This window comes from Corynebacterium marambiense (assembly GCF_016342275.1).
GTDB classification, from domain to species: domain Bacteria; phylum Actinomycetota; class Actinomycetes; order Mycobacteriales; family Mycobacteriaceae; genus Corynebacterium; species Corynebacterium marambiense.
Map to the genome: position 1 here is coordinate 37,757 of NZ_JAEIOT010000016.1, position 24,041 is coordinate 61,797.

20 protein-coding genes and 2 pseudogenes are annotated in these 24,041 nt (G+C 59.4%); 9 read left to right on the forward strand and 13 right to left on the reverse strand.

Annotation, left to right across the window (positions count from 1 at the left end; genetic code table 11):
- Nucleotides 1-5 precede the first annotated feature (5 nt).
- The 9 genes and pseudogenes from JDV76_RS11570 (at nt 6) to JDV76_RS11610 (ending at nt 11,083) form a co-directional block, all read left to right on the forward strand.
- Nucleotides 6-227 (forward strand): helix-turn-helix domain-containing protein, encoded by a 222-nt coding sequence (locus tag JDV76_RS11570; RefSeq protein WP_198737059.1) that lies wholly within the window; start codon nt 6-8, stop codon nt 225-227.
- A complete protein-coding gene (gene hsdR / locus JDV76_RS11575; protein WP_198737060.1) occupies nt 220-3,495 on the forward strand; it encodes a type I restriction-modification system endonuclease in 3,276 nt (1,091 codons plus the stop codon). Before JDV76_RS11570 ends, hsdR begins: the two co-directional genes overlap by 8 nt.
- Nucleotides 3,492-5,495, forward strand: a complete 2,004-nt coding sequence (locus JDV76_RS11580) for an N-6 DNA methylase (protein WP_198737061.1) — start codon at nt 3,492-3,494, stop codon at nt 5,493-5,495. The genes hsdR and JDV76_RS11580 overlap by 4 nt, the downstream gene beginning before the upstream one ends.
- 533 nt (nt 5,496-6,028) lie before the next feature.
- Nucleotides 6,029-6,427: a hypothetical protein gene (locus tag JDV76_RS13090; protein ID WP_198737062.1), complete on the forward strand. Its 399-nt coding sequence runs from the start codon at nt 6,029-6,031 to the stop codon at nt 6,425-6,427.
- A 342-nt stretch (nt 6,428-6,769) separates the two neighbouring features.
- Nucleotides 6,770-7,879 (forward strand): annotated as a pseudogene (locus JDV76_RS13095) (type ISP restriction/modification enzyme).
- Nucleotides 7,824-7,970, forward strand: coding sequence for a hypothetical protein (locus JDV76_RS13100; RefSeq protein WP_376992955.1), 147 nt, complete (start codon nt 7,824-7,826; stop codon nt 7,968-7,970). The pseudogene JDV76_RS13095 and the gene JDV76_RS13100 overlap by 56 nt, the downstream one beginning before the upstream one ends.
- A 423-nt stretch (nt 7,971-8,393) precedes the next feature.
- A complete protein-coding gene (locus JDV76_RS11600) occupies nt 8,394-9,383 on the forward strand; it encodes a CPBP family intramembrane glutamic endopeptidase (RefSeq protein ID WP_198737063.1) in 990 nt (329 codons plus the stop codon).
- 79 nt (nt 9,384-9,462) lie between these two features.
- Entirely contained in the window at nt 9,463-10,236 is a 774-nt protein-coding gene (locus JDV76_RS11605; protein ID WP_198737064.1) for an 8-oxoguanine DNA glycosylase OGG fold protein, read from the forward strand.
- 73 nt (nt 10,237-10,309) lie between these two features.
- Nucleotides 10,310-11,083: a 2-phosphosulfolactate phosphatase gene (locus JDV76_RS11610; RefSeq protein WP_198737065.1), complete on the forward strand. Its 774-nt coding sequence runs from the start codon at nt 10,310-10,312 to the stop codon at nt 11,081-11,083.
- Here JDV76_RS11610 and JDV76_RS11615 read toward each other — a convergent pair.
- From JDV76_RS11615 to JDV76_RS12730, 13 genes and pseudogenes are all read right to left on the reverse strand, one after another.
- Entirely contained in the window at nt 11,061-12,335 is a 1,275-nt protein-coding gene (locus tag JDV76_RS11615; protein WP_198737066.1) for an MFS transporter, read from the reverse strand. The genes JDV76_RS11610 and JDV76_RS11615 overlap by 23 nt on opposite strands.
- Nucleotides 12,322-15,978 (reverse strand): ABC transporter ATP-binding protein, encoded by a 3,657-nt coding sequence (locus tag JDV76_RS11620; RefSeq protein ID WP_198737067.1) that lies wholly within the window; start codon nt 15,976-15,978, stop codon nt 12,322-12,324. Before JDV76_RS11620 ends, JDV76_RS11615 begins: the two co-directional genes overlap by 14 nt.
- Before the next feature lie 460 nt (nt 15,979-16,438).
- The gene (locus JDV76_RS11625) at nt 16,439-16,606 is read right to left on the reverse strand and encodes a hypothetical protein (protein WP_198737068.1); all 168 of its coding nucleotides are present in this window, start codon (nt 16,604-16,606) and stop codon (nt 16,439-16,441) included.
- Between the two features lie 64 nt (nt 16,607-16,670).
- A complete protein-coding gene (locus JDV76_RS11630; RefSeq protein WP_198737069.1) occupies nt 16,671-17,306 on the reverse strand; it encodes a hypothetical protein in 636 nt (211 codons plus the stop codon).
- Complete coding sequence (locus JDV76_RS11635; RefSeq protein WP_198737070.1) at nt 17,299-17,979, reverse strand: hypothetical protein; 681 nt, start codon at nt 17,977-17,979, stop codon at nt 17,299-17,301. The genes JDV76_RS11630 and JDV76_RS11635 overlap by 8 nt, the downstream gene beginning before the upstream one ends.
- Before the next feature lie 112 nt (nt 17,980-18,091).
- Nucleotides 18,092-19,018: a hypothetical protein gene (locus tag JDV76_RS11640; protein ID WP_198737071.1), complete on the reverse strand. Its 927-nt coding sequence runs from the start codon at nt 19,016-19,018 to the stop codon at nt 18,092-18,094.
- Between the two features lie 143 nt (nt 19,019-19,161).
- Nucleotides 19,162-20,658 (reverse strand): phospholipase A2, encoded by a 1,497-nt coding sequence (locus JDV76_RS11645; protein WP_198737072.1) that lies wholly within the window; start codon nt 20,656-20,658, stop codon nt 19,162-19,164.
- 312 nt (nt 20,659-20,970) lie between these two features.
- Nucleotides 20,971-21,429 (reverse strand): hypothetical protein, encoded by a 459-nt coding sequence (locus tag JDV76_RS11650; protein WP_198737073.1) that lies wholly within the window; start codon nt 21,427-21,429, stop codon nt 20,971-20,973.
- Between the two features lie 33 nt (nt 21,430-21,462).
- Nucleotides 21,463-21,801: pseudogene (locus JDV76_RS11655) on the reverse strand (lysozyme family protein); the annotation flags it as partial.
- Between the two features lie 5 nt (nt 21,802-21,806).
- Nucleotides 21,807-22,712 (reverse strand): VldE C-terminal domain-containing protein, encoded by a 906-nt coding sequence (locus tag JDV76_RS11660; RefSeq protein ID WP_198737074.1) that lies wholly within the window; start codon nt 22,710-22,712, stop codon nt 21,807-21,809.
- A gap of 195 nt (nt 22,713-22,907) precedes the next feature.
- Nucleotides 22,908-23,222: a M23 family metallopeptidase gene (locus tag JDV76_RS11665; RefSeq protein WP_198737075.1), complete on the reverse strand. Its 315-nt coding sequence runs from the start codon at nt 23,220-23,222 to the stop codon at nt 22,908-22,910.
- Between the two features lie 5 nt (nt 23,223-23,227).
- Nucleotides 23,228-23,494 (reverse strand): hypothetical protein, encoded by a 267-nt coding sequence (locus JDV76_RS11670; protein ID WP_198737076.1) that lies wholly within the window; start codon nt 23,492-23,494, stop codon nt 23,228-23,230.
- On the reverse strand, nt 23,491-24,033 hold the full coding sequence (locus JDV76_RS12730) for a hypothetical protein (RefSeq protein ID WP_232959394.1): 543 nt from the start codon (nt 24,031-24,033) through the stop codon (nt 23,491-23,493). Before JDV76_RS12730 ends, JDV76_RS11670 begins: the two co-directional genes overlap by 4 nt.
- Nucleotides 24,034-24,041: the final 8 nt, after the last annotated feature.

The window sequence follows — 24,041 nt, forward strand, 5'->3', positions numbered from 1 at the left end:
CAGGAATGAGCTACACGTTCGAACACCTCTGGAAGCTACTTATCGAGAAAGAACTGACCCGAGAGAAACTTCGCAAGAACAACGGCTTGTCCTCAGCGAGGATGACCAATCTCGCCAAGAACGGCAACCCGACCGTCGAAGCGCTCGCGCACATCTGCCAAAAGCTTGGAGCCCAGCTGTCCGACATCTGCCAGCACCCTGGCAAGGAAGGTCCTCACAATGTCTAACTTCGAGTTCCTAAAGGACAATTTCCGCTCCCTAGAGAACCTGGGCACTCTTGCCGAGACGTACCTCTATACCGATCCGAGCACTGCGATCATGAAGCTCGGCATTTTGTGCGAAAGAATCATCGAGCTGATCTACCAGTACGACCGAGTCTGCCCGCCGTATGAGAACACCGCCGTCAAGCGGATCGACACACTGGCCCGCGAAGGGCTCCTTCCAAGAGAAGTCATCAACATCCTCCATCTTGTGCGCAAAGCCAGAAACAAGGCTGCGCACAGAGACTCGGGCTCCACCGCTGATGTTGAGCGGTTCTTGCCGATGGTGCATTCCTTAGCCTGGTGGTTTGAGGCCACCTACGGCAATCCCAACGTCAAGATGTCCAGCTACGTGCTACCCACCAAACAAGCTGCCCCGGTCCAGCAGCCGGTGGTGCTGGAGCAGGCGACCGAGGCGCTGGTTAAGAAGGACGAGGCGAAAGCTCAATCGGCCCAGAAGGTGTCGAAGGGGGAACGTTCGCGCCGCTCGACCACGGCAGCAAACCAGCGCCCGAAGACAGAAGCCGAGACTCGACTGTTGATCGATGAACAGCTGCGTCAGGTCGGATGGCAGGCCGATACGGAACATCTTCGATTTGGCAATGGAGCTCGCCCCGTCGAAGGATACAACCAGGCAATCGCGGAATGGCCCACCGATTCCACGGCAGGCAATCACGGACGAGCTGACTATGCGCTCTTCGTTGGGCTGAAGCTTGTCGGCGTAATCGAAGCCAAGGCCGAACACACAGCAATCCCATCCGTCTTGGACTACCAGGCAGCCGACTACGGCAAGCTCATCAAAGCCGAACATGAGAAGTACACGCTTGGTAGTTGGGGCGCGTTCAAGGTTCCATTCCTCTTCGCAACCAATGGCCGTCCCTACATTGAGCAGTATAAGACTCAGTCGGGTGTGTGGTTCCACGACATACGTGACCGGCTCAACACACCACGGGCAATGATAGGCTGGCCCAGCCCACAAGGTCTCCTCGAGATGCTTGACGCAGACAAGCAAGCAGCACAACAAGCCCTCAATGATCTCAGCGACGACCTGCTCACCTCCAGCACCGGGTTGAATCTCCGTGGCTACCAGGTCGAGGCGATCCACGCTGCGGAGGAAGCCATCAGCAACGGCGAGACCTACGCACTGTTAGCAATGGCCACTGGCACCGGCAAAACACGCACTGTGCTGGGTATGATCTACCGGTTCCTCAAAACTGACCGGTTCCGCAGGATTCTGTTCCTCGTCGATCGCACCGCGCTGGGCACCCAGGCAATGGACACGTTCAAGGATGTCCGCCTTGAGGAGCTGTTGACGCTTGACGAGCTTTATTCCATCTCTGGGCTTGAAGAAGCAGGCGCTGCCCCAGAGACGCGCGTCCATGTCTCGACGGTGCAGGGTATGGCCAAGCGCTTATTTTATCCCGGGGCTTCGCAAGAAGATGAACAGGCGACCAAACCTGCGGTCACTGACTACGACTTGATCATTGTCGATGAGGCCCACCGCGGCTATCTGCTCGACAAGGAAATGTCTGATGACGAGGCCCTCTACCGAGACCAAGCCGACTACCAGTCCGCATACCGGTCTGTGATCGAATACTTCGACGCCACCAAAATCGCACTCACAGCTACCCCGGCCCTGCACACCACCGAGATATTCGGAGAACCAGTCTTCACCTACACCTATCGCGAGGCCGTCATGGATGGCTATCTCGTTGATCACGATGCACCGCACCGCTTATCCACCAAGCTATCCACCGAAGGCATCCACTTTGTTGAAGGCGACACCCTGCCCATTTACGACACATCGACTGGCGAGATCACCAACAGCGCAGAGCTAGCAGACGAACTCACATTCGGCGTCGAGGAATTCAATCGCTCAGTCATCACCGAGCCCTTCAACCGCACCGTGCTCGAAGAAATCGCCCGCGACCTTGACCCGAGCATGCCCGAGGCCCTTGGCAAGACCCTCATCTACGCCGTTGATGATGCCCACGCTGACCTGATCGTTGGCATCCTCAAAGAGATTTACGCAGACCAAGGTGTCGAACCCGAAGCGATCATGAAGATCACCGGTTCAGTTGCTGGTGGCAACAAGAAGAAGATCGAGGAAGCCATCAAACGCTTCAAGAACGAACGCTACCCCTCGATCGTGGTCACCGTAGACCTACTCACCACAGGTATCGACGTCCCAACCATCACCACGCTGGTGTTCATGCGTCGAGTCAAGTCGCGCATCCTGTTCGAGCAGATGCTCGGTCGCGCGACGCGTCTCTGCCCAGAAATAGAGAAGGACCGCTTCGAAATCTATGACCCTGTTGGAGTCTATGAGGCCCTCGAAGCGGTCTCCACTATGAAGCCCCTGTCAACGAACCCGAACACCAGCTTCAAGGATCTGATGGAAGGCATCGAAATCGCAGGCAATGACGACACCAAGCTAAACTCAGCCATCGAACAGGTCTTGGCAAAGCTCCAGCGCCGACGCCGCAAGATCACCGACGATGTAGCCGAACACATACGTGATCTCGCCGACGGTCGCTCCATCGCAGAAGTCATCAAGGAACTGCGAGAAGCCTCCCCAGCCGATGCTGCCGAGTGGATCCGAGAGCATGTTTCGCTGTTCGATTACTTGGACAACACCACCTTCGGTGAACAACGCCAACTGGTGATCTCCGATGCTGAGGACACGCTGCTTTCCCATACCAGAGACTTTGGGGATGCAAAGCGCCCCGAGGACTATCTGGAAGAGTTCTCCGCATTCATCAAGAACAACACCAACGAGATCGCAGCTTTACGGATCATTTGCATGCGGCCCTCCGATCTTACAAGAGACGAACTAAAGTCTTTGAAGCTGAAGTTGGATCGTGAAGGTTTCACCGAGCAGAAGCTCTCATCGGCGCTGTCCCAGGTGTCGAGCAAGGAGATCACGGCAGACATCATCTCGATTATCCGCCGCTTCGCGATCGGATCCCCGCTGCTCACCCACCGAGAACGAGTCCGGCGCGCCATCGCCAAACTCAAGGACACGCACGACTTCACCAAGGTACAACTTGGATGGATTTCACGCATCGAGACCTACCTCGAAAACGAGCTACTCATCTCAACCGACACTTTCGACACCGACCCCCGTTTCCGTCAACAGGGCGGACTCCACCGAGTCGACCGCGTGTTCGGCGGCCGTTTCACTGACATCATCGTCGAACTCAATGAACACATGTACGAGGAGCAGACCGCATGAACAATCAAGAGATCGTAGCCAAACTGTGGAACCTCTCCAACGTACTGCGCGACGACGGCATCACCTACCACCAGTACGTCACCGAGCTGACCTACATCCTCTTCCTGAAGATGGCCAAGGAAACCGGCTCCGAAGACAACATCCCCGCCCAGTACAGGTGGGATGAACTACGCACAAAATCCGGCATCGAACTCAAGCGATTCTACCGTGATCTCCTCCAACATCTCGGCGAAGAAGCCACCGGACGCGTCCAAGAGATCTACGCGGGGTCCTCCACCAACATCGATGAGCCCAAGAACCTCGAGAAAATCATCAAGTCGATCGACGCGCTGGGCTGGTACTCGGCTCGGGAAGAAGGACTCGGCAACCTCTACGAAGGTCTTCTCGAGAAGAACGCTAATGAGAAAAAGTCCGGTGCAGGCCAGTACTTCACCCCACGCGTCCTCATTGACGTCATGGTCACGCTCATCGACCCACAGCCGGGAGAGTTGTGCAACGACCCAGCGTGTGGCACTTTCGGCTTCATGATCGCCGCCAGCGAGCACGTCAGGAACAGCACCGACAACCTCTTTGATCTCGACGCCGACCAGGCCGAATTCCAGATCAGGAAAGCGTTCACCGGTGTTGAACTTGTCCACGACACCCACCGCCTCGCGCTCATGAACGCCATGCTCCACGGCATTGAAGCACCCATCATCCTTGGCGATACTCTCTCACCCGACGGCAAGCGCATCAAGGGCTTCGATATCGTACTCTCCAACCCGCCCTTCGGAACCAAGAAGGGCGGCGAACGCGCAACCCGAGACGACCTCACCTTCCCCACCTCGAACAAGCAGCTGAATTTCCTTCAGCACATCTACCGAAGTTTGAAGGCAGGCGGACGAGCTGCAGTCGTGCTCCCTGATAACGTCCTCTTCGCAGACGGCGATGGACGACGAATCCGCGAAGACCTCATGGACAAATGCAACCTGCACACAATCCTCCGGCTGCCCACCGGCATCTTCTACGCCCAAGGTGTCAAGACCAACGTGCTCTTCTTCGAACGTGGAACCACGGACACGAGCAACACCCGAGGCGTCTGGTTCTACGACCTACGATCCAACATGCCCTCATTCGGCAAGAAGACTCCGTTGACTTCCGAGCATTTCAATGGTTTTAAAACCGCGTACCTAAGCAATAATCGTACCCAAGTCCACGACGAACGCTTGAGCTACTTCAGCCACGATCAAATCGCTGAATTTCAGAGCTCCCTTGACCTTGGCCTCATCCATCAGGAAGAATCCGCCCTCGACCTCGAAACATTCAACCCAGCGCAGTCGGCTGGAGAAGCTGCAGAATTGTTCGAAGAAGCTGCTACTTTGCTGCATTTACTCGCAAAGCAATTTGATTCCAAGCCAACCCCTGAGCGCTCGCAAAGGAAACTCATTGAATTGGGAAAGTGGGGTGGTGGTGGGACTCCAAAAAAGATTCGAGCCGATTATTGGACCGACGGGACTATCCGCTGGATCACCCCAAAGGACATGAAATCAGACGTGATAGTCGACACCATCGACAAAATCACCGTTCTCGGATCCAAGGAATCTAGTGCTCACATCTTTGAGGGGCCTGCCATCTGCATCGTCACGCGATCTGGAATTCTTCGTCGCCACCTGCCGGTAGCGCTAGCAAATGGAACTTTCACCGTCAACCAAGATATGAAGGTCTTGCACTCCATGGGCGATGATCTCGTACCCGAGTATGTCTTCTGGTATCTAGCAACTCATGAGGGCGACATCCGTAAGAACTGTTCGAAGTCCGGAACTACCGTTGAAAGTATTGACTTCGCCAAACTCAAAAATTACGAGATTCCGGTCCCGTCGCGCGAAGATCAGCTAGAACTCGTCGCCACCATTTCTAAAACGATGGAGGCCATTGACAACCTCAACGATATCGTATCCCGAGGAATCAGCTGCGCGGATCTGCTGAGGCGAAAACTCCTGGCAACCCTCCTATGTGAATAGCGGCTAGCTGGATTCTTCAACGTTCCATCGTCTAACGACGCAACACCGCGTCGATATATACCGAACCTTTGGCACTTCTCCTTTGTTGCCACCCTTCGTGGTTCACGACGCTACCCTTCACGCCCTCACTTCTGCAGAGCCGGGCCACCCCGCCAGACCCCACCATTCCCTCCACCCCCTGCAAGCGCGTTTTCCCTGGCCAGAGACATCTTGCCGCCAGCCAGAAACATGCTGCTACATCGAAGCCTTGTGTCCGTACTTATGGGCTCTGCGACCCGTTCACGGATACAGGTAGATTCTCCGTACAATTTCTCGAGTACGAGCTGATCCACAGGTAAGACCTTGCCGAAAAGTACGCCACCGATGTCCACGCGATTGAGATCATCCTCCTCACTTACTACGTCGCGGCCGTGAACATCGAGACCACCTCCGCCGAGCTCAACGCGGACGAGGACAGCGTCCTCGGTGGGTAACAGTCTTTCGAGGGCATCGCACTGGCCGATACCTTCCAAATCACCGAGGACGATGACGCGATGGATCTGGGTATGTTCGTGGAGAACAACGAACGGATCGAGCGCCAGAAGTCCGCGCCCATTCACGTTATCGTGGGTAACCCGCCGTATTCCGTCGGACAGAATAGTGCCAACGATCTCAATGCGAACGTGAAGTACCCGACGTTGGACAGGCGTATCGAGGAAACCTACACGGCACGATCGACGGCCACTAACAAGAACAGTCTCTATGACTCCTACCTCCGCGCCTTCCGCTGGGCCACCGACCGCATCGGCGACCACGGAATCGTCGCATTCGTGTCCAACGGAGGCTGGATCGACGGCAACACCGCCGACGGAATCCGGTTGAGCCTCGCCGATGAGTTCAGCGAGATGTACATGTTCAACCTAAGGGGGAACCAGCGGACCGCCGGGGAATAGTCACGAAAAGAAGGTGGAAAGGTCTTCGGATCAGGCAGCCGCAACACCGTCGCCATCTTCATAGGCATCAAGACACCGAACGCTGAATCCTGCACGATCCACTATCGGGACATCGGCGACTACCTCACGAGAGAAGAGAAACTCGCAATCGTCGAACATGGCTCGGCAGAGAGCATTGAGTGGGAGAAGATCATCCCGAACAACCACGGCGATTGGGTAAACCAGCGCTCGGCGGAATTTGAGACGTGGCCTGTACTGGGAGACAAAAAGCCTAGCGCACCAAGAATATTTAAGGTCTACGGAGCCGGACTAAAAACGGGACGCGACGCATGGTGTTACTCCATGCACAAGACCACCCTGATACACAACATAACTAGGTTCCTGGGTACCTACGAGTCCGCAAGACGAGATTTCAGAATCTGAGATTCCTCACAATTTATGAAGAACCGCTCCGGGAAAAGTGTCGTTGCATTCCTTAGACTGAATCCCGAGTACCAAAACACGACCACAATCTCGTGGAATCGGAGCCTGAATAACCAGCTTGCCCAGGGACATAAGATCTCGCTACAGGAGCAAGGTTTCAGGCGATCTCTCTATCGACCATTCATGACACAACACTGCTACTTTGATCGGGCCGTTAATGACATGGTCTACCAGCTTCCCAAGGTGTTCCCGACAGCGGAGCACGACAATGTGGGAATCATTCTGACTGTGCCCGCTTCACATTTCAGCTTCACACCTTTTGCCACCGACCTTCTTCCAAGTCACCACACACTGGATACAGGCCAGTTCTTCCCCCGCTGGACCTGGGAACCGGTGGAATCCCCTGCGGGAACCCTCGACTTCGGCTCCGCCACCACGTCGAATGCCGGGCCAGGCACCAAGGGTGAGATCCTCGACGGCTACCGGCGGGTGGACAACATCACCGATGAGATTCTCGCCATCTACCGGGATGCGCTCGGTGGTGACATCTCCAAGGACGACATCTTCTACTTCGTCTACGGACAGTTGCACGATCCGAACTACCGGGAGACCTACGCCGCGGATCTGAAGAAGATGCTGCCGCACGTGGAGACGCCGACGTCACGCGAACGCTTCGATCTGCTCCGCGAGGCCGGACGAGAGTTGATGAATCTCCACGTCAACTATGAGGACGTCGATCCCTATCCGGTCGATAAACAGGTGAAGTCCGCTGATCTCGATGACCGGGAGACGTGGCGGGTGACCAAGATGAAGTGGGCGAAGAAGAAGGACCCGGAGACGGGTAATAACGTCAACGACACGACCACGATCATCTACAGCCCGAAGGTCACCATCACGGCCATCCCGGAGGAGGCGGAGCGCTATCTCCTTGGTTCGCGCTCCGCGCTCGGGTGGATCATCGATCCGCTACCAGGTGAAGAAAGACAATGCCTCCGGCATCATCAACGATCCGAACGACTGGTGCGATGAGGTCGACAATCCGCGCTACATCGTGGATCTGATCGCCAAGGTCACCCGCGTCGCGGTGGAGACCGTGAGGATCACGGATTCGCTGCGCTGAGCCCGTGGACGCGAGCGGTTTCCCGGAGGCGGTGGGAGACGGGTCGGCACGACGTAAGAATCTTGTTCAGTTGCGTCGTGGTGCCGATCCCCGTTCTTACGCCCCCAACCGTTGAGCCGTTTTGTCCTGGGCAGACGGCACCGGGTTTCATTCAGCGGTTCTGCAAGGACATGAGGCTGTTGCGACGAAGGCAACCTGGGGCATGATCATCATCACTATTGATTATCTCCCGAGATGCCGCCCCAACCGCATGCGGGTGCGCGTGTACCGTCGAACGAGAATATGTCAGTTTGGGGACAAACGCACCGCATGATGACCGCATATACTTTCGTACGGCAACGACTGTCAAGCAGTGTCCACATCATCCCGAGGCTACGTCCCGCTCCACCATGACTGCCCGCACAAGAAACGGAAAACCACGCTATGTCACCAGTCAAAGATTCCCGGGCTCCACGCTCCGGCAGGCACGCCGCAGCTTCTTCCACTGACACGGTGATCCCGGTCAGCAACTTCGAGGATAGGGTCCTGCCCTGGGTCAGGCGGAACATCCTGATCTGTGTACTCGTCCCTACTGTCGTCGCATTCTTCCTGCTGACGATCAACGATTTCATGAGCCAGTTCTTCTCCGAGTTGGTTGGGTTGCTGCCGCTACCTGCGTTGAGCTCCCCCATCACCTTCGGGTCGACGTTCGGAAGGGTGCTCGCCGCAACGCTGTTCGTTGTACTGATAGTGAAGGTATTCAGGCTGAAGCTCGCCGATCTGGGGATGATCCGGGAGAGTCGGCTCCGGGCGTGGTTCGTCGGTGTCGGTTTAGGGTTCGCCGGGGTGACGGTGATTCTGCTGATCAACGTGGTTGTGGGGGCGGTGCAGATCAGCAGTGTCTTCGACGCCGGTACCCTCTGGATTCTTCCGTTGGCGGCGGTGTTCTTCGCGTTCCAGGGTTTTGTGGAGGAATTGCTGTTTCGCTTCTATCTGATCCCTGCCTACGCCGCGAAGCTCACGGTCGCCGGAGCCATCGGCCTGTCGTCGATTCTGTTCGCCTATATCCACATCAACAACCCGAACCTGACGGTCTTCGGCATGGTGAACCTGGTGCTCTACGGTGTCGTGTTCGGTGTGATGTACTGGCGTACGGGGAATGCCTGGTTCGTCGCCGGTTGGCACAGTGGCTGGAACTTCGTGCTCGCGATGATCTACGGCTCGCACGTCTCGGGCAACGTACTGCCGGGTTCCCTCCTGTCCTCGACGCCGAGCGGTAGTGAACTGCTCAACGGCGGCGCCTTCGGGTTGGAGGGCTCCGTGCTCTCCACGCTTCTCGGTATCGCGATCATCGTGTGGTGCATCAAGACGAACCCCGAGTCGAACCTCGGCTTGTTCACGCGACCGTCGAAGCCCACCCGGGCGCTCGCCTGACGCCATCCGATCTGCTCCCAGCCTGCGACACCCCGTCGGCTGGACAGACTCACAGATGAGACATTCAGAGAAGAGAGATATGAAGCTGACCGCTGCCGACCTCGACGATCTGGTCACAAAACTGGAGTCGACGGAGCAGCAGATCCACGAGGAACTGATGTGGACGGACGACGAACGCTCCGATCACTCGAGGTTGGCGGAGCTGGTGTCGAGACAGCGGGAACGCTTCCGGCCCTCCGACTGGATCGGCCAGTGGTACAAGGATCCTGACCCGGTTCCGTTCCCGCCACCACCGTTCCTGACGGATCAGCCTGGTCACGACTACCTCTCGGTGACCAGGAAACGACTCTTCGAGCTCGGCGAGAACATCTGCGACGGCACCGAGACCGACGTGCTGAACTTCTATGTCGCCGTCTACGCCTGGGGCGCCGCGAAGGATAACCTGCAGATATACCGGGGAGTTCAACCTTTGAAGGATCCCCAAACACCCGGGCGACTCCTCGCGGGGCTGCAGGCCGGTAGGGAATCAGCCGAGGCCGGGTACCGGGCATTCCATACCGGAGGCGCGGCGAAGATCCACAAACTCGGCCCGTCTTTCTTCACCAAACTCCTCTACTTCGCCGCTGGCCGCCCTGACCCGTCCGACGAGCATCACCCACTCATTCTCGACAGCAGGGTCGCGAACGCTCTCGACTGGAAGACCACGGACGGCTGGAGCGTCGCCCAATATTCCTGGTATCTGGACACCGTGCGGGCTGTCCGGGAACACTGGGAACGGGAAGACCTGCCCACGGATGTCATCGAGTACCTGTTGTTCCAGACGGATCGTTTTCCGTACGCGCCGAGCATCTGATCATGCCCAGCGGTACCCGCCGTCGGCCGGGCACCAGAGCAATCGGTCGAGCGGTGCCGATACGCTTGACCCCATGAGTGACTATTTCGGGCAGGCCGACTACGCGATCCGCATGGACTGGGGGCCGGAGGGCGCGCGGCGCTGTGCCGCGGACGTGAACATCATCGTGGATGTGCTGAGCTTCTCGACGTCCGTGACTGTTGCCGCTGGTCGGGGTATGACGGTGTACCCCTGCCGGTGGAAGGATGACCGGGCTGCGGACTTCGCGGCGGAGCATGATGCGGTGCTCGCTGTGGGTCGGCTCGAGGCCGGAACAGCACCGGGAACCCACGGGATCTCACTGTCCCCGGCCGGGTTACTCACCGCCACCCGGGTCCCGCGGATCGTGCTCCCCTCCCCCAACGGGTCGACGATCTCCGCGATCCTCGCGGACACCGGGGCGATGGTCGTGGCCGGGTGTCTGCGTAACGCCACGGCGGTCGGCCGGTGGGCGGCGCAGCAGGTGGATGTGGGAAAGAGTGTGGCTGTCATCGCCGCCGGTGAACGATGGCGGGAGGATGGATCGCTGCGCCCCGCGCTGGAGGATCATCTTGGTGCGGGGGCGATTCTCAGTGCGTTGATCATGCCGCGCAACATCAGGGTGTGCAGCCCAGAGGCGCTGGCGTCCGCCGGGCTGTTCGCCGGGTCACAGGAGTACCTCTCCGCGCTCCTGGCTGATTGCGTGGGCGGGCGGGAACTCGCCGCCATGGGCTTCCGTGAGGACGTCACCGTGGCGGCTGATCTGGATGCGTCCGGTGTCGTCCCGATGCTCACCGATGGGGCATTCAGTTCGCTGCGGATTGTCTAGCGGCAGCCGATTCCAGCACCGGACCGCAGCCCCGGATGACCGCAACGACTCCGGTGAAGGCCAGGACCACGGCGACCACGGCGACGGGCAGGAAACCGATCACCCCGGAGAGCGCCATGCCGCCTCCGGCTGAGATGACCATCACGAGCGCCGCGAGGGTGCTGAACACGGTGAAGTCGGTTCCGGCTGATTCGTAGCGGGTGAGGTCCATCGCCACGGTGTACACCACGGTCATCGTGGCGGCCACGCCTCCGTAGAGGATCCCGATGATGAGGGTCGCGGCCCACGTGCCAGTCATGCCCAGCGCGAGAAGGACCACCCCGAGGGTCGTTGTCGCCTGGATCAGCCCCAGGGTCCGTATCGCATGGTGGCGTGACCATTTCCGGGTCAGGATTCCGGCGCCTATTCCGGCGACGATTCCGAACAGGCTTCCGCAGATCACGAAGAGGATCCCGATGCGGGTGGCCGACCAGTCGGCGGCCACGAGGATGGGGCGCACCTGGTTGTACGCCACGGCGACTCCGGCGAAGTAGAGCGGCATGTGGACCAGCGCCCACTGTCGCCGGGCCCGGTCCGCGAAGAATGAGCGGATCATGCCCTTGTTCACACCGGGCTCGGGGAGCTGGGCGGTGCTCTGCTGTTCCCGCCACAGGAGGACGAACGGAAGCGGGACCGCGCTCCAGAAGGCGATGCTGAGTGCTGCGGCCTGCCATCCGGCGGTGTCGTAGATGACGAGGACGAGCCCGCCACCGACGACCTGGGAGACGGCGCTTCCCGCCGATTGGAAGCCGTTGCCCAGTCCGCGGTCACCGGCGGACAGGAGGCGGGTTGTGGTCGCATCGGCCGCGATGTCCTGGGTGCCCGCCACGATGAACAGGAACCCGAACACGACGAGCGCAACGGGGAACTGTCCGACGGGGTCGATGAAGCTCAATAGCGCGCAACCGGCGACGAGGGTGATCTGCATGGCCATGAGCCAGCTCCGGTAGTGCCCGAACCTAGCGGACCCGAACTTGTCCACGACGGGTGCCCACAGGAACTTCAGGACGAGGAGGGTCGCCAGCCCACTGGCCCCACCGATCCTGGTGAGAGGCACCCCGCCTGCCTGGGCGATGGTCAGGAACGCGTAGGCGAACATGGCGAGGCTGAGATTCTGGGTGCTGTACAGCGAAGCTATCAGCGCCATGTGGAACGTCCGCCCGCGCACCGGAGGACGCGTGTCCTCCGACGGGGTGCTTTCACTTCCGGTCATGGTCATTCTGTGCCCCTGCCGTGTTCGTCGGTTGTTCCGGAAGCCCGAGCAGTTCCCGGTAGACGGGACTCGTCCCGACGATCTCCTCGTGTGGTCCGGCACCGTCGACACGACCGTCGGCGAGAACGACGATCTGGTCGACGGTGCGGATCGTGTTCAGCCGGTGGGCGATCACCAGTACGGTCCTGCCATTGATCAACCGGTTCACCGCCGCCTGGATACGACGCTCGGTACCTGGGTCAACGGCGGCGACGGCTTCGTCGAGAAGCAGCACCGGCGAATCCTTCAGTAGCGCCCGCGCGATAGAGAGTCGTTGCCGTTGCCCACCGGACAGGTTCGTGCCACCGTCGGTGAGAATGGTGTCCAGCCCATCCGGCAGCACGGCGACGAAATCAGACGCCTCCGCCCGGGCAAGTGCCTCCCACACCTCACCATCGGTGATTCCCGGGGAACCGATGGTGAGGTTATCTCGGATGGAGACCGGGAAGAGGTAGACATCCTGGTAGACGGTGGAGATGGTCTCCCGGCGCGTCGCGGCGTCCATGTCCCGCAGATCGACGCCGCCGATCCGGATGGATCCACTGCCCGGGTCGAAGAAGCGGGCGACGAGGTTCACCACCGTCGATTTGCCCGCTCCCGAGGGGCCGATGACGGCGGTGACTGTTCCCGGTTGCGCGGTGAACGAGACGTCGCGGAGGATGTCCCGGTCGTTGTACCCGAAGGTGACGCCGTCGACCTCGACGGTGGAGTCGACGGGTATCCGGGGATTCTCCGGCTCGGGTAGCTCCGGGGTGTCCCAGACCTCCGCGAGGCTCTGGGCGATGCGTTCTTGCTGGTGCCGGTAGGCGGAGAGTTCCAGCAGTTCCTGGAAGGGCCGGTACATGTTCAGCGCCAGGATGAGGAACAACAGCAGGGTCGTCGCACTCACCGTCCCTCCGATGAACAGGGTGGCACCGAGCCACAGCATCACAACGAACCCGGCCTCCAGTGCAATGGTGCCGAGGGTGGTCGTCGGGCTCGTGCGGACCGCCATGCGAACACTGGCCCTACGCAGGGCCTCCACGCGGCTGCGGTAGATCTGGGCCTGGGGTGCATCCGGGAAGGCCCTGAGCACCGCTGTCCCCCGGCAGAATTCGAGGAGCGCGGAATTGGCTTGCTGACGCGCGGCGGTGACATCGATGAAGGTGGCCTCGTGAGCCCGGTCAGTCACCTTCAGTGTGAGTAGGAAGAACGGGACCCCGATGAGCGCCGCGGCCGCGAGCCGCCAATCCAGGCTGAACAGGGCGATCGTGATGAGGACCGGTTGCACCACTGCGATGATGAGCTTCGCGGGAAGGTTGATGAAGTCGACGAGGGCGAGTTCGGAGACGATGAGTGTCGTTGTCCGGCCCGCGTCCATCCGGTCGAAGACCCCGAGCGGTGCCCGGGTCAACCGTCGGAGAACGGAGCGCCGCAGGTCCGCGATAGCCCGGAACGCTATCGGCCACCAGTGTTTCGCCACACCGATCCCGGTGGTCAGTCGGGCGAGGAAGATCAGGATGAGCCCACCTGTCAGAGCCAGGACATCACTGGTGGTGAGTGTCTGATCCAGAACCCTGAGCAGGCTGAAGAACACAACGATCATCGGCGCCGAGGTGAAGAACCCTTCCAGCAGCAGGCGCCAGAGTCCCGCCCGCCACAATTGTCCCCGGTGGGTGCCGAGCATCGCGAACCACTGGCCGACGGGGCTGAGACCGGTCAGGTTACGGACCGGCGGGGTGTGGTCGGCGAATCCACCGTCGAGAGTGGTTTCTGCGGCGCGGGCGACCGGTGGGGACGCCGGGGCGGCGGCCGGATGCCCGTCACCCGCCTGCATCCCCCAGTTGTCGACGGCGACGAAGTCCCGCCAGAGACGGCGATACGTCTCGGAGGACGTAGACAGGTTCTCATGGTCACCGTCGGCGACGATCCGACCGTCGTCCATGACGAGGATACGGTCGTATCCGGTCAGTGACCCGAGACGGTGCGCGACGGTGATGACCGTTCGCCCCTGCTGCAGTTCCGCCAGCGCCGCCACCACCGACCGTTCGTTGGTGGCGTCGAGTGATGCGGTGACCTCGTCGAGCATCACCACCGGGGAGTCGGCCAGCAACGCGCGGGCGATGGAGATCCGCTGCCGCTGCCCACCCGACAGATTCGCCCCCGCAGCGCCGAGCACGGTGTCCCACCCACGGTCGAGTTCGTCGATGAACTCGGTGACCCGTGCCCGCCTGCCGGCCGACTTGACCTCCTCATCCGTCGCGTCCGGACGGGCGAGCCGGATGTTCTCCAGGACGGAGTCGTTGAAGATGTAATCGTCCTGCTGGACGAAGGCGATCGCCCTGGAGAGTTCCGCCGGGTCAAGCTCGCGGACGTCGGTTCCGCCGAACGTGACCTTTCCGGCGCTGACGTCGATGAACCTCGCGATAATGCGGAGCAGCGTTGATTTTCCGGCCCCTGATCCACCGATCACCGCGACCCGTTCACCGGGTTCGATGACGAGGTCGATGTCCTTCACGACGTCCGTCTCCCCGTAGGTGACGCGCGCACCACGGAGCTCGATGCGCGAGCCGTCCCGGGTGGCGGGGGTCGGTGGCACCGGTAGGTCTGGTTCTTCCAGGAACCCAGAGATGTTCTTCAGCCCCGCCTCGATCTGGTACTGGAGAACAGCCGCCGACAGTGTCAGCGACATCAACGGCTGGGCGAAACCGACACCGACGAGGATGAAGAACACGAAGTCCTGGGGTTCCAGCGAACCCGAGTGGTACAGCCACAGTCCGAGCGGCAGGATGACGATGATGCTGATCGCGACGAGTGTGGCGGCACCCGCAGCGCCCACCCGTCCGCGCTCGGTCTTGTCCAGCTCAATGTCCTCGCTGGCGACGATCGCATCCCGGATGCCGTCGAAGAGGAACGTCGAACCGACGAAGCCACGGATCACCCGGATACCCCGGACGAAGGAGACCGCCTCGACATTGAGCCGCTTCTTCACGTCCGATTCGCGTTCCATCAGGTCCTTCGACGCGGTCACGGCGAGAGCGACACATCCGACGACGCCCAGGACCACGGCGAGGGCTGCGAGGGCCATGCGCCAGTCGATGACGAACATGATGATCAGCGTGGTGACCGGGACGGTTACCGATGCCGCGATGTCGGGGATCGCGTGGGAGAGCCCGAGTTCCAGTTGCTCGACGTCATCCTGGAACACTTTCTTCACTTCCCCACTGCTGCGCGCCTGCGCCCGGGCGAGTGGCATCCGGGCCAACCTCTCCGCCAGCGCGAGACGGATGTCGGCGAGCGCCCGGTAGGCGGCGACGTGCGCGACGTTGTTCGCCGCCATCCGCAACAGTGCTTTGCCGACAACCCCGGCGGCCGCGACTGCGACGAGGAAGGAGACGTTGTCGGTCTGCTGCTCCCCCACGAGAAGATCCCGGGCGAGGAAATAGATGACGAGGTAAGGCACGAGCCCGGCGAAAGCCCCGAACACGGAGAGCACTCCACTGGCGATCAGCCGTGGCTTCTGTCTCCCGATCAGGACGCCGACGGAGGTGCCGGGCGGTGGGTAGTGCGCCGTGTCGGGGGAGCCTGCGGTGTCATCGGCGTCGGGGCCGCACGTCTGCGTCATAGGGCGAAGGTTAGCCTCAGCTATTTTCCGGGGCAAGCAAAGTTCTGTTCCCCCCGCGTAGACGGACGCATCGCCGCCCTGGTGCCGACATGACCACAGTCGGCCCACAGGGACCGTGCCAGACACCTCCTCATCGCGGGGTGATTCCGTTCCACAGCTCCGGCGGAACATCGCCTGTCATTTCCCCGTCGAAATCCGCGGCGGAACCCAGGCCACAAATACCTGACGGCGCCCCCGAACAGCGGCAACAGCGATCACCCGACGGGCGTCACCCAGCCCAAGCTTCCCATGACCGTGGCGGCGATCCACGCGATCACTCCCACGATCTGCTGAGCGACCCCGGGGATACGCCACGTTGCCGCATGGCTCAAAGGCGCGACAACACCAACGATGGCCAGCCCCCTGCCGCCGACAGACCGTATGTTCTCACGATGAAGCCGTCCCCCATCGGCAGCGCCCCTCACCAGCCTGCAAGCAAGGCAAGCTCGACCGGAAGATCACCCAAGAACACCATCCAGAGAGCGACGAGACCCACCAGTCCCATGACATTCAGGCGCGCATACATGGGCAGATCCCGTGGCCGCGCAGGCTTCACAATCCCAGCAGATTGACCATCTTCATCGTCCACGACACACATCCTGAATCTCCAAGCGAAGAATCTGACCTATCATTACCCAGGGTTATAGCGATATCTAATCTTCAGCTTTTGGGGACTGAACACAAGAAACCCCTCTCCAGAAGGAGAGGGGTTTTGCTGGCGCGTCGACAATGGCTGGGATGACCTGGGAGGTCGTTTTACCCATGCGAGGGCCAAAAATCACCAGGTAGAGGTCTTCCCACGTGGAATACAGCCCCGTGGTGGTGCCAGGTACTTTGCCCATGCGCAGGCCAGGGTAATCCGGCGCCAGCTCCGCAGGCAGCCATTTCTCAGTCTTGACTGCCGCCGCGTCTTTACTCAGCGACTTGATGTCACTTGACGAGGCCAGGTGCTTTGCTGCAGTGTCCACCACAAGCTTTGATTTTGCGGTGCGTTGGAGTGCGACGATGATCGCCGTAGATGCTGCAATAGCTGCAATAGCAATCGAGGTGACAATCGCAGGAGTAGTGAGCTCGAGTTTTCCAGCAGCCACCATGAACAGCACCTGCATGGGATTGGCTGGAATCTCCTCTGGTACCCCAGTGATGGTCTGAGAGACTCTCACACCGACGTTGACGGCCACAACTGCCAGAAACACCAACCCGAGGATGAAAAACCCCAAGATGGTGCGTGGGTCTGCGACTGATTTGCCCGCGTTGCGGGCATTGATGCGTCCTCCCTGTTTACTCATCGTCTACCACGAGCACCAGCTCTTCGAGGTCGTTGTCCTGCCAGCGCTTGTAGCCAGGCTCACCGGCCATGACCACCGCACGGTCGTCCTCCTGGTCAACCACGACATCCACGGCCACGCCTAGGCGTGCGCCAGCGGCGGCTAGTTGGTCTTCGTCAAGGTGCGGGCAGGTGGTTGTCAGTTCAAGCCTGCCGGTCTCCACCCCTGCGGCTGCAAGCGCCTTCGAGGCCAGCCACACAGCCTTATCGGCTACTGATTGCTCAGCGGTGACGACATCACCCGTAACGCGGATGCGGTCATCATCAAAGAAATTGCCGTACCAGAGCGCATCGCGGTCTTCACTAACGATGGCAAAAGCCGCCTTGTCGTCTTGTTCGACTGCCGCTGCCCACAAGTAGACGATGGGTGCATCATGGGCGATATCTGCCAGCGCTTCGGCTTTTTCCGCGTCGCGTGCGGCGAACGTGTCTTCGCGTAGCTGGTCGTAGTTGACCCCGATACGTTTTAGGGAGTGCTTGAACTTGCCGAAGTCTGGCCCGTTGTCCCACCCCTGCTGCTTCGCGAAGGCTTTCAGGACTTCGTGGTCTTCTGCCACCTTCAGAGTGGCTTTGTACTCGGCGATGATGGAGTCGATCTCCTCCCAGCGTTCTTTGTCTTTGGCTGACAGTGCCATGTGAAAACCCCTTTCAAGGGTTGGTCGGTCGATATTGGCACTGCACAGACTGAAGGGTCTTGCGAATCCTCGCAAGACCCTTCACATTCCCCCAAATGCGGCAGACAGGAATTTATCGGCTAACTTGACGTTCAACCCTCAACCGAGCCGCGACCGAGTGAATCCAGACCCGCCGATCTAACCGCGCAAGCTCTTGAGCGACCACTGGCCCCGCAAGCATCAAGCCCACCGCGATGACTGCCAGCCACTCCACGGGTGCCCACACGGGCGCTGTAGAGACAGCAGACAAATCTGTATGCGCACCAGCGAAGTTCTCAATACGCCATACGCCCGACGGGAAAGCACCTGGACGGATAATCCCGGCAACCAGCCAGAGCACAAGTCCTACCGCCAGTGCACCCCACGCGAGCAGTTGGCCGTGCCGAGCGCTACGGGCAACGTAGCCCACAGCAAACACCACACCTGCCAGCACCAGTGGCACCAGCACCTGGACAAAAACAGGGCCGAGACCGAAGACTAACGGCACACTCGCACTCGAAGCAGTGGGCGCATCCACGCCGAGCACCGCAACAGCAATACCGACAACCATTGCAGAAGCACTGCACGCTAGCAAAGCGGGGATAACACGCTGCCGCGCCCATACTCCCCACAGTACGCCGATACAGACAGCATTCGCCGCCCCATACATCAACCAGTACTCGTGAGTTCCCGCATAATCCCGCTGAACCGGCTCGAATCCGAAGCTGGCAGCCCACCGAACATGGGCCACGGCAATCACAGTGGCGGCAATCCACGCGACCACACCAACAATCACTTGCGTCTTACGCTGCGCCTGATCGGAAAGCCAATAAGTCCACCGGGCCATGACACCGGCGATCGCCAAGCCTCCTGCAGCCGACAAACCGTAAGTGCTAACAACGTAAGAATCGGCCATCGGCAGTGCACCCCACCATCCTGCGGGCAGTTGCAGTTCGGGCGGCAGCGAGTTGGTGAACATAATAACCACGCCCAGCAACCCCACCAACCCCACGATGTTCACACGTGCATACCTCGGCACCCTATTTGAACGGGATCGAGTATGCAGCGAGCCGCTACTCTCAAAGGCTCTTTCCATAAAATATCTCCTCGACTGGATCTGCAAGAACCGTCAATACCGCACTAGCGGAATCGATCAGATCCAACTCAGTATCGCTTAGGGCGGCCACAATAGGATTGGTCAACTGTGTAAACATCTCCGCATTGGACATACTGATCCCACCTGTGTGCTGCTACAACCGCAGAGTAATACACCCTGGCGTTTCCGTGACAGAGTCGCTGGTGGGAAATACTCATCGAAACGTTAGTGCACTGATCATAGAGATTATTGAACAAGTCGTGATCGCACTTGCGTTTACTTACCCACCCCTGCTTCTCTGACTCGCTGTCGTAGTAGCAAATGTCATGACGTGCACAGATCCCCTTAAAGGAAATATTCTCTCCAAGGGATTCCACACCGTCGTCTGGAGACTTCGTGCAGTAATCACGAAGAGACTTAGAAACCGTACTCTTATTATCGATAAGGGTCTTATACCGATCGGGAATCAGGAACCCACCGTAGTCAAGAACTCGCGTATCTTTATCATCCCGCCCATTCTTCGGGTACCGCCAGCCAAGGTTCGAAAGATTCCCCATGGCATCAGTGATCTCAAGCACTAGACCGTTGTACTCTTTACCGTCACGTACCTGAGTCGGCGCATCTGCAAACTTCTGATAGAGGTCAACGCGGCCACGCTCAAACTCTTGCACCGGGCCGAAAGAATCAGCCGGTGATGATACCGGATAGCCCAGCTCACCCGCCTCGACCCCTTTCACGCCCCAGTACATGTACATTGCACCGAGTACTTCATGGGCATCATGCTCGGGAGTCCAGTAAATACCGCCATCCATGAAGGTGTTGTACCGCCCGCGACCATCGGGGGTCGCCAACTCACTCGTTAGCGGATACCCCAGTTCGCCTTCTACTCCACCGAGTTCGTTGCACCTGTCACGAATTCGGCCCTTCACAGACGCAATAGTCCATAGTGGTGAGCGATATACATCGGCATGCTGGAAGACCTGCTTCGCGCCTTGTCCATCACGGACACCGAACTCATCGGTTGTGGGATACCCCATCCAGCCAGCTTCCCAACCCTGCCGTTTCCAATATTCAGCGGTATAGGTTGAGACAGTGTGCGCACCTGCTTGGGGGTGCCAGTAGATAAAACCATTTTGGAACCGCTGCCGAAAGCCTTGCCCGTCAGGGTTTTGAGCCATAGGCTCTACCGGCCAAAGATATTGACTAACGGGCCCTCCAACCTCTTTGTACTTCTGAAGGATCGCACCACAGACCTCAATGTTGGTTGGTAGAAATCGCTCACAGTGAGTACTGCGCTTCGAGCGGCGACTGGTTTTCTTGGCCTCACTGACAAGCTGCTCCTTCGAATACAGCTGAGCCATCTCCTCCTGCGCCTGTTCAACCTCCTGGCGACTCATCCCACCCGATCCATCAACCTCCGGGAAGAAGTCAGGATCATATTGTTCTGACTCTGCTTTTTCACCAGCAAGAGCTGAGTCCACCACCGGGATTTGTGCGGCCGAAGGCTCCTCAGCCACAGCATGAGCAAAGGACAACTGCCCCGCGACTAGCAACGACGCCGCCACAACGGACAGTCCTGATCGCAGCTGTTTCTCATCTTCGCAATCCGTTCTTCTGGCACCAAGGCACCTTGCTGTCAGGCGCTCATATCACCAAGAATACTTGACTGCCAGGCTCGCGACAGAGTTTTTGGATGATTCTTTCAGCAGTATTGAAGGTTAGAACACTCCGAAGTGTTCGTCTGGCGGGTACTCCATCTTTGTCATGTACCATGCACCATCCTCGCCTTGCTCCATGAGCGCCCGCATGGGGAACGGCGCCATCCCAATGCTGGTGCCGGATTTGGTGACAACGAACTGACGCACGGTGCAGTCCACCTATGCTTGGGTTTTGCTGAGCTGCTCTACTTTGTCGTCACACTCGGAGGTGCCGAGGATGTGCTCACCGCTTCGTGCCCATGCCTGCCAGCGTTCGGAGGGAATCTGCCCTCGCCATCCCTCACCGGGGTTGACGAGGTTTTCTTTTAACTCTCCTTCCATGTAGCGGGAGGCAACGCGCACATTGGCATCGTGGCGTGTCGCATCGATGGATGGCTGGAAGTCCCACAGTGCCGCAGTGGCCTGCTGTGCCGCAGGAATAAGCTCTGTGCTCGGTGCGAGTGGGTCTTCATCGCCGTGAAGGTGGTCACGGTCGTGTTCATGGTCGTGAGTGTGCCCCGCATGGTCAGCATGAGCATCACGATACGACTGCACACGCCACGTCACGCCACCAGCTAGCACCAGTGCGGCCAGCACCGCCACTAGAACCTTCAGAGCTTTCGTGGTCGTTGTCTCCATGCCCTTCTCCTTACTTTTCTTTTCGTTACCAGGTTATTTCACTGCTTGTTGGTACTTTTCCAGGTTGCCGCTGATGATGCGCACGTAGTCCTGTGCCTCCTGGATATTCGGCATTCCTCCCGCCCCGAGCACGTTGCCAGGGCCACTGTTGTATGCCGCGAGAATGACCTCTTGGATACTGTTGAACCCCGTCAGTCGTCCTGCCTCGTACGGCTCACGCAGCTGGTCAGCCAGGGCACACATGAAGTACGCCTGTGCCATGACCGCATCACCGGGATTATTCGGGTCACCCGCCCCTTCAGACCCCGTGGGGTTGCCGTCGTCATCGACGGGATAACCCCACGATGCCCATGTGCCCGGCATGAACTGGGCGTAGCCTAGAGCACCTGCGCCGCTGACAGCGCCCTTCTGGAAGCCCGACTCCTGTTGTGAGCAGCTAGCAGCGGCGCGTCCACGTCAGCACAGACCTGTGCACCGAGCTGGAACCAGCGCACAAACTCCTCTGGCACGCTGCCGGGTTCTAGCTCATGGTCGTGGTGAGTTCCGCCGTGGGTGCCGCAACCATTGCCCCGAACGGTGTACCCAGTGCTGTCTCCGGCATCGTCTTCAACCATGTAGACCGGCTCGTCCCCGTTAGCAAAGGGCGACTCGTGGAAGGTGATGTGCACGTGGTTGAAGTGATTTTCGTTCGGGTTTCCTCGATCAGCCATCTTGTTGGCTTCACCCTCGGCAGGAATATAGGTCTGCTGCCAGATCATGTATTTGATGTTTAGCTCATGGCGGTGTGCGAAGAACCAATCTTTAATTTCGGTTCCGTGCGCCTGACCTCCGTCGGTCTCGAAGTGGTCGATCATGATGTCAATGGCGAAGCCCCCGGGGTGATCGGGATAGTACGGGTCTTCCCGGACTCCACCGATGCCGTAGCCTGCCGCTTTATTGATGTAGTGGTGGAACTTTGCAGCGGCAATGCGCATACCGCGCTTTGTGTCGATGCGAAGACCACCTTCTCCAGCAGGTACGCCAAACTCGCGCGGATGAGGTAGCTCATCTCCAGGCCCAATCGCTGGCACGTTGCCGTCAAATCCTTGGACTCCAGAGGGAGTCTCCACCCAGTTCTCGTCGTCGATTTCCGCGACAGCGCTGCCATCACCGGGGTCGATGCTGACATGCTCACGGTCACTATCATGCTGGGACTGATTGCTGGCCTCCCCGCCCTTAGCTTTTTCAAGCCATGCGGTCGGGTCGATGCCGCCAGTCGAGGAAGTCCAGGTGCCGGGGTGCACCTCGAAGTGGAGGTGCGGGCCAGAAGAAATACCGGAGTTTCCCTCATCTGCGATGTGATCGCCAGCGCGGACTTATTGACCAGGTGCCACATAGACGTGACCAGGGTCGATGTGGCCGTAGACGGTGGAGAACTGATGGCCGTCTTTGCTGTGGTCGATGACCACCCAGCCCCCAAATCCCTGCACACCGGTGTCCTAAGCATATTTCACTACTCCGTCGGCGTACGCGTAGATCGGCGTGCCATGCGGGCCAGCCAAGTCCACACCGTAGTGAAAACCACCATCACGGGGGCCATACCCGGAAGACATCGGCGTTGCCGGGTCAATCGGATATGCCAGACCATCGGCGTTAACCGAGGCAGATGCCGCCGACCCGCGTGAACGCGAGCCTGCAGGCTTTTCGCACTTGTCCTCACCACTACCGAGCACCACGACAAAGATCACCAAAAACAGCACCAGGGCCAGCAGGAAGACCCAGAGTTTCTTCCGTGAACCACTAAAAAACGGCATAGGATTTACTTCTGCCCTTCTGCGAGCTGTGTTTCGAGCATCTGAACCTGTTTGCGCAGTCGTTTGTTCTCCAATGCCAAATCACCCACCCGAGCCGCAGGCCACTGGCCTCGTTCACGCAGTTCAGCAAAAAGGGTTGCCCGACTCATGCCGTGAGAGGCAGCGATTTCACCGCACGCAACCGTCACAGAGCGGTAGTCCTGCCAGGTGTCGACAAACTCGGTGACCGCGCGGTTCTTCACGCGCGGGTCGATGATCTTCCCGCCGCTCATACCGCTGTCTCCTCACCCAGATTGAAGAAGTCATCAAAGTGCATATTCGTGTCGTGTAGGCGGTATTCAATTTCCGTTGGGGTCAGGATCGTGCGACCTGGAATGCCTGGTGAGCCGTCTTTGGAGGGTTTAATCATGAACTGTCCTCGACCCACCGGCACCGCGCGTGAGCCTTTGGTGCGCGCACGCTTGGGGTGCGCGCACCGCGACCAGCCGACCACCATGGCTGCCTCAGCGGGTGAAAACTCCAATTTGTCCGACAGAATCGACAGCTCCGAGGCAGGCAGGCCACCACAAATGACCATGCCTGCACGCTCAATAAAGCCCATGGCGGTCTTCTGGTCCTCAATGCTCGGCAGCGCCTCCAAGTCCTTGAAGGTGTGCGTAATCATGTTCAGCACCGTGGCGTCCGAGCGGTTCAGACGGGTCAATGCGTCAACCTGGGCGACCATGCCGGGTGCTGCTGCCAGCACCTGCCACAACTCGTCCAAGGTGGCTGAAAAGTACTTCTGCGGGGCAAGGCCAGCGTCTGCGAGCATGTGCGCTG

What these genes read in the sequence shown, in the direction of transcription:
- JDV76_RS11570 (WP_198737059.1), top strand. Translation starts at nt 6, where the DNA reads ATGAGCTACACGTTCGAACACCTCTGGAAGCTACTTATCGAGAAAGAA.
- hsdR (WP_198737060.1), top strand. Translation starts at nt 220, where the DNA reads ATGTCTAACTTCGAGTTCCTAAAGGACAATTTCCGCTCCCTAGAGAAC.
- JDV76_RS11580 (WP_198737061.1), top strand. Translation starts at nt 3,492, where the DNA reads ATGAACAATCAAGAGATCGTAGCCAAACTGTGGAACCTCTCCAACGTA.
- JDV76_RS13090 (WP_198737062.1), top strand. Translation starts at nt 6,029, where the DNA reads ATGGATCTGGGTATGTTCGTGGAGAACAACGAACGGATCGAGCGCCAG.
- JDV76_RS11600 (WP_198737063.1), top strand. Translation starts at nt 8,394, where the DNA reads ATGTCACCAGTCAAAGATTCCCGGGCTCCACGCTCCGGCAGGCACGCC.
- JDV76_RS11605 (WP_198737064.1), top strand. Translation starts at nt 9,463, where the DNA reads ATGAAGCTGACCGCTGCCGACCTCGACGATCTGGTCACAAAACTGGAG.
- JDV76_RS11610 (WP_198737065.1), top strand. Translation starts at nt 10,310, where the DNA reads ATGAGTGACTATTTCGGGCAGGCCGACTACGCGATCCGCATGGACTGG.
- JDV76_RS11615 (WP_198737066.1), bottom strand. Translation starts at nt 12,335, where the DNA reads ATGACCGGAAGTGAAAGCACCCCGTCGGAGGACACGCGTCCTCCGGTG.
- JDV76_RS11620 (WP_198737067.1), bottom strand. Translation starts at nt 15,978, where the DNA reads ATGACGCAGACGTGCGGCCCCGACGCCGATGACACCGCAGGCTCCCCC.
- JDV76_RS11630 (WP_198737069.1), bottom strand. Translation starts at nt 17,306, where the DNA reads ATGAGTAAACAGGGAGGACGCATCAATGCCCGCAACGCGGGCAAATCA.
- JDV76_RS11635 (WP_198737070.1), bottom strand. Translation starts at nt 17,979, where the DNA reads ATGGCACTGTCAGCCAAAGACAAAGAACGCTGGGAGGAGATCGACTCC.
- JDV76_RS11650 (WP_198737073.1), bottom strand. Translation starts at nt 21,429, where the DNA reads ATGGAGACAACGACCACGAAAGCTCTGAAGGTTCTAGTGGCGGTGCTG.
- JDV76_RS11665 (WP_198737075.1), bottom strand. Translation starts at nt 23,222, where the DNA reads ATGCCGTTTTTTAGTGGTTCACGGAAGAAACTCTGGGTCTTCCTGCTG.
- JDV76_RS11670 (WP_198737076.1), bottom strand. Translation starts at nt 23,494, where the DNA reads ATGAGCGGCGGGAAGATCATCGACCCGCGCGTGAAGAACCGCGCGGTC.
- JDV76_RS12730 (WP_232959394.1), bottom strand. Translation starts at nt 24,033, where the DNA reads ATGCTCGCAGACGCTGGCCTTGCCCCGCAGAAGTACTTTTCAGCCACC.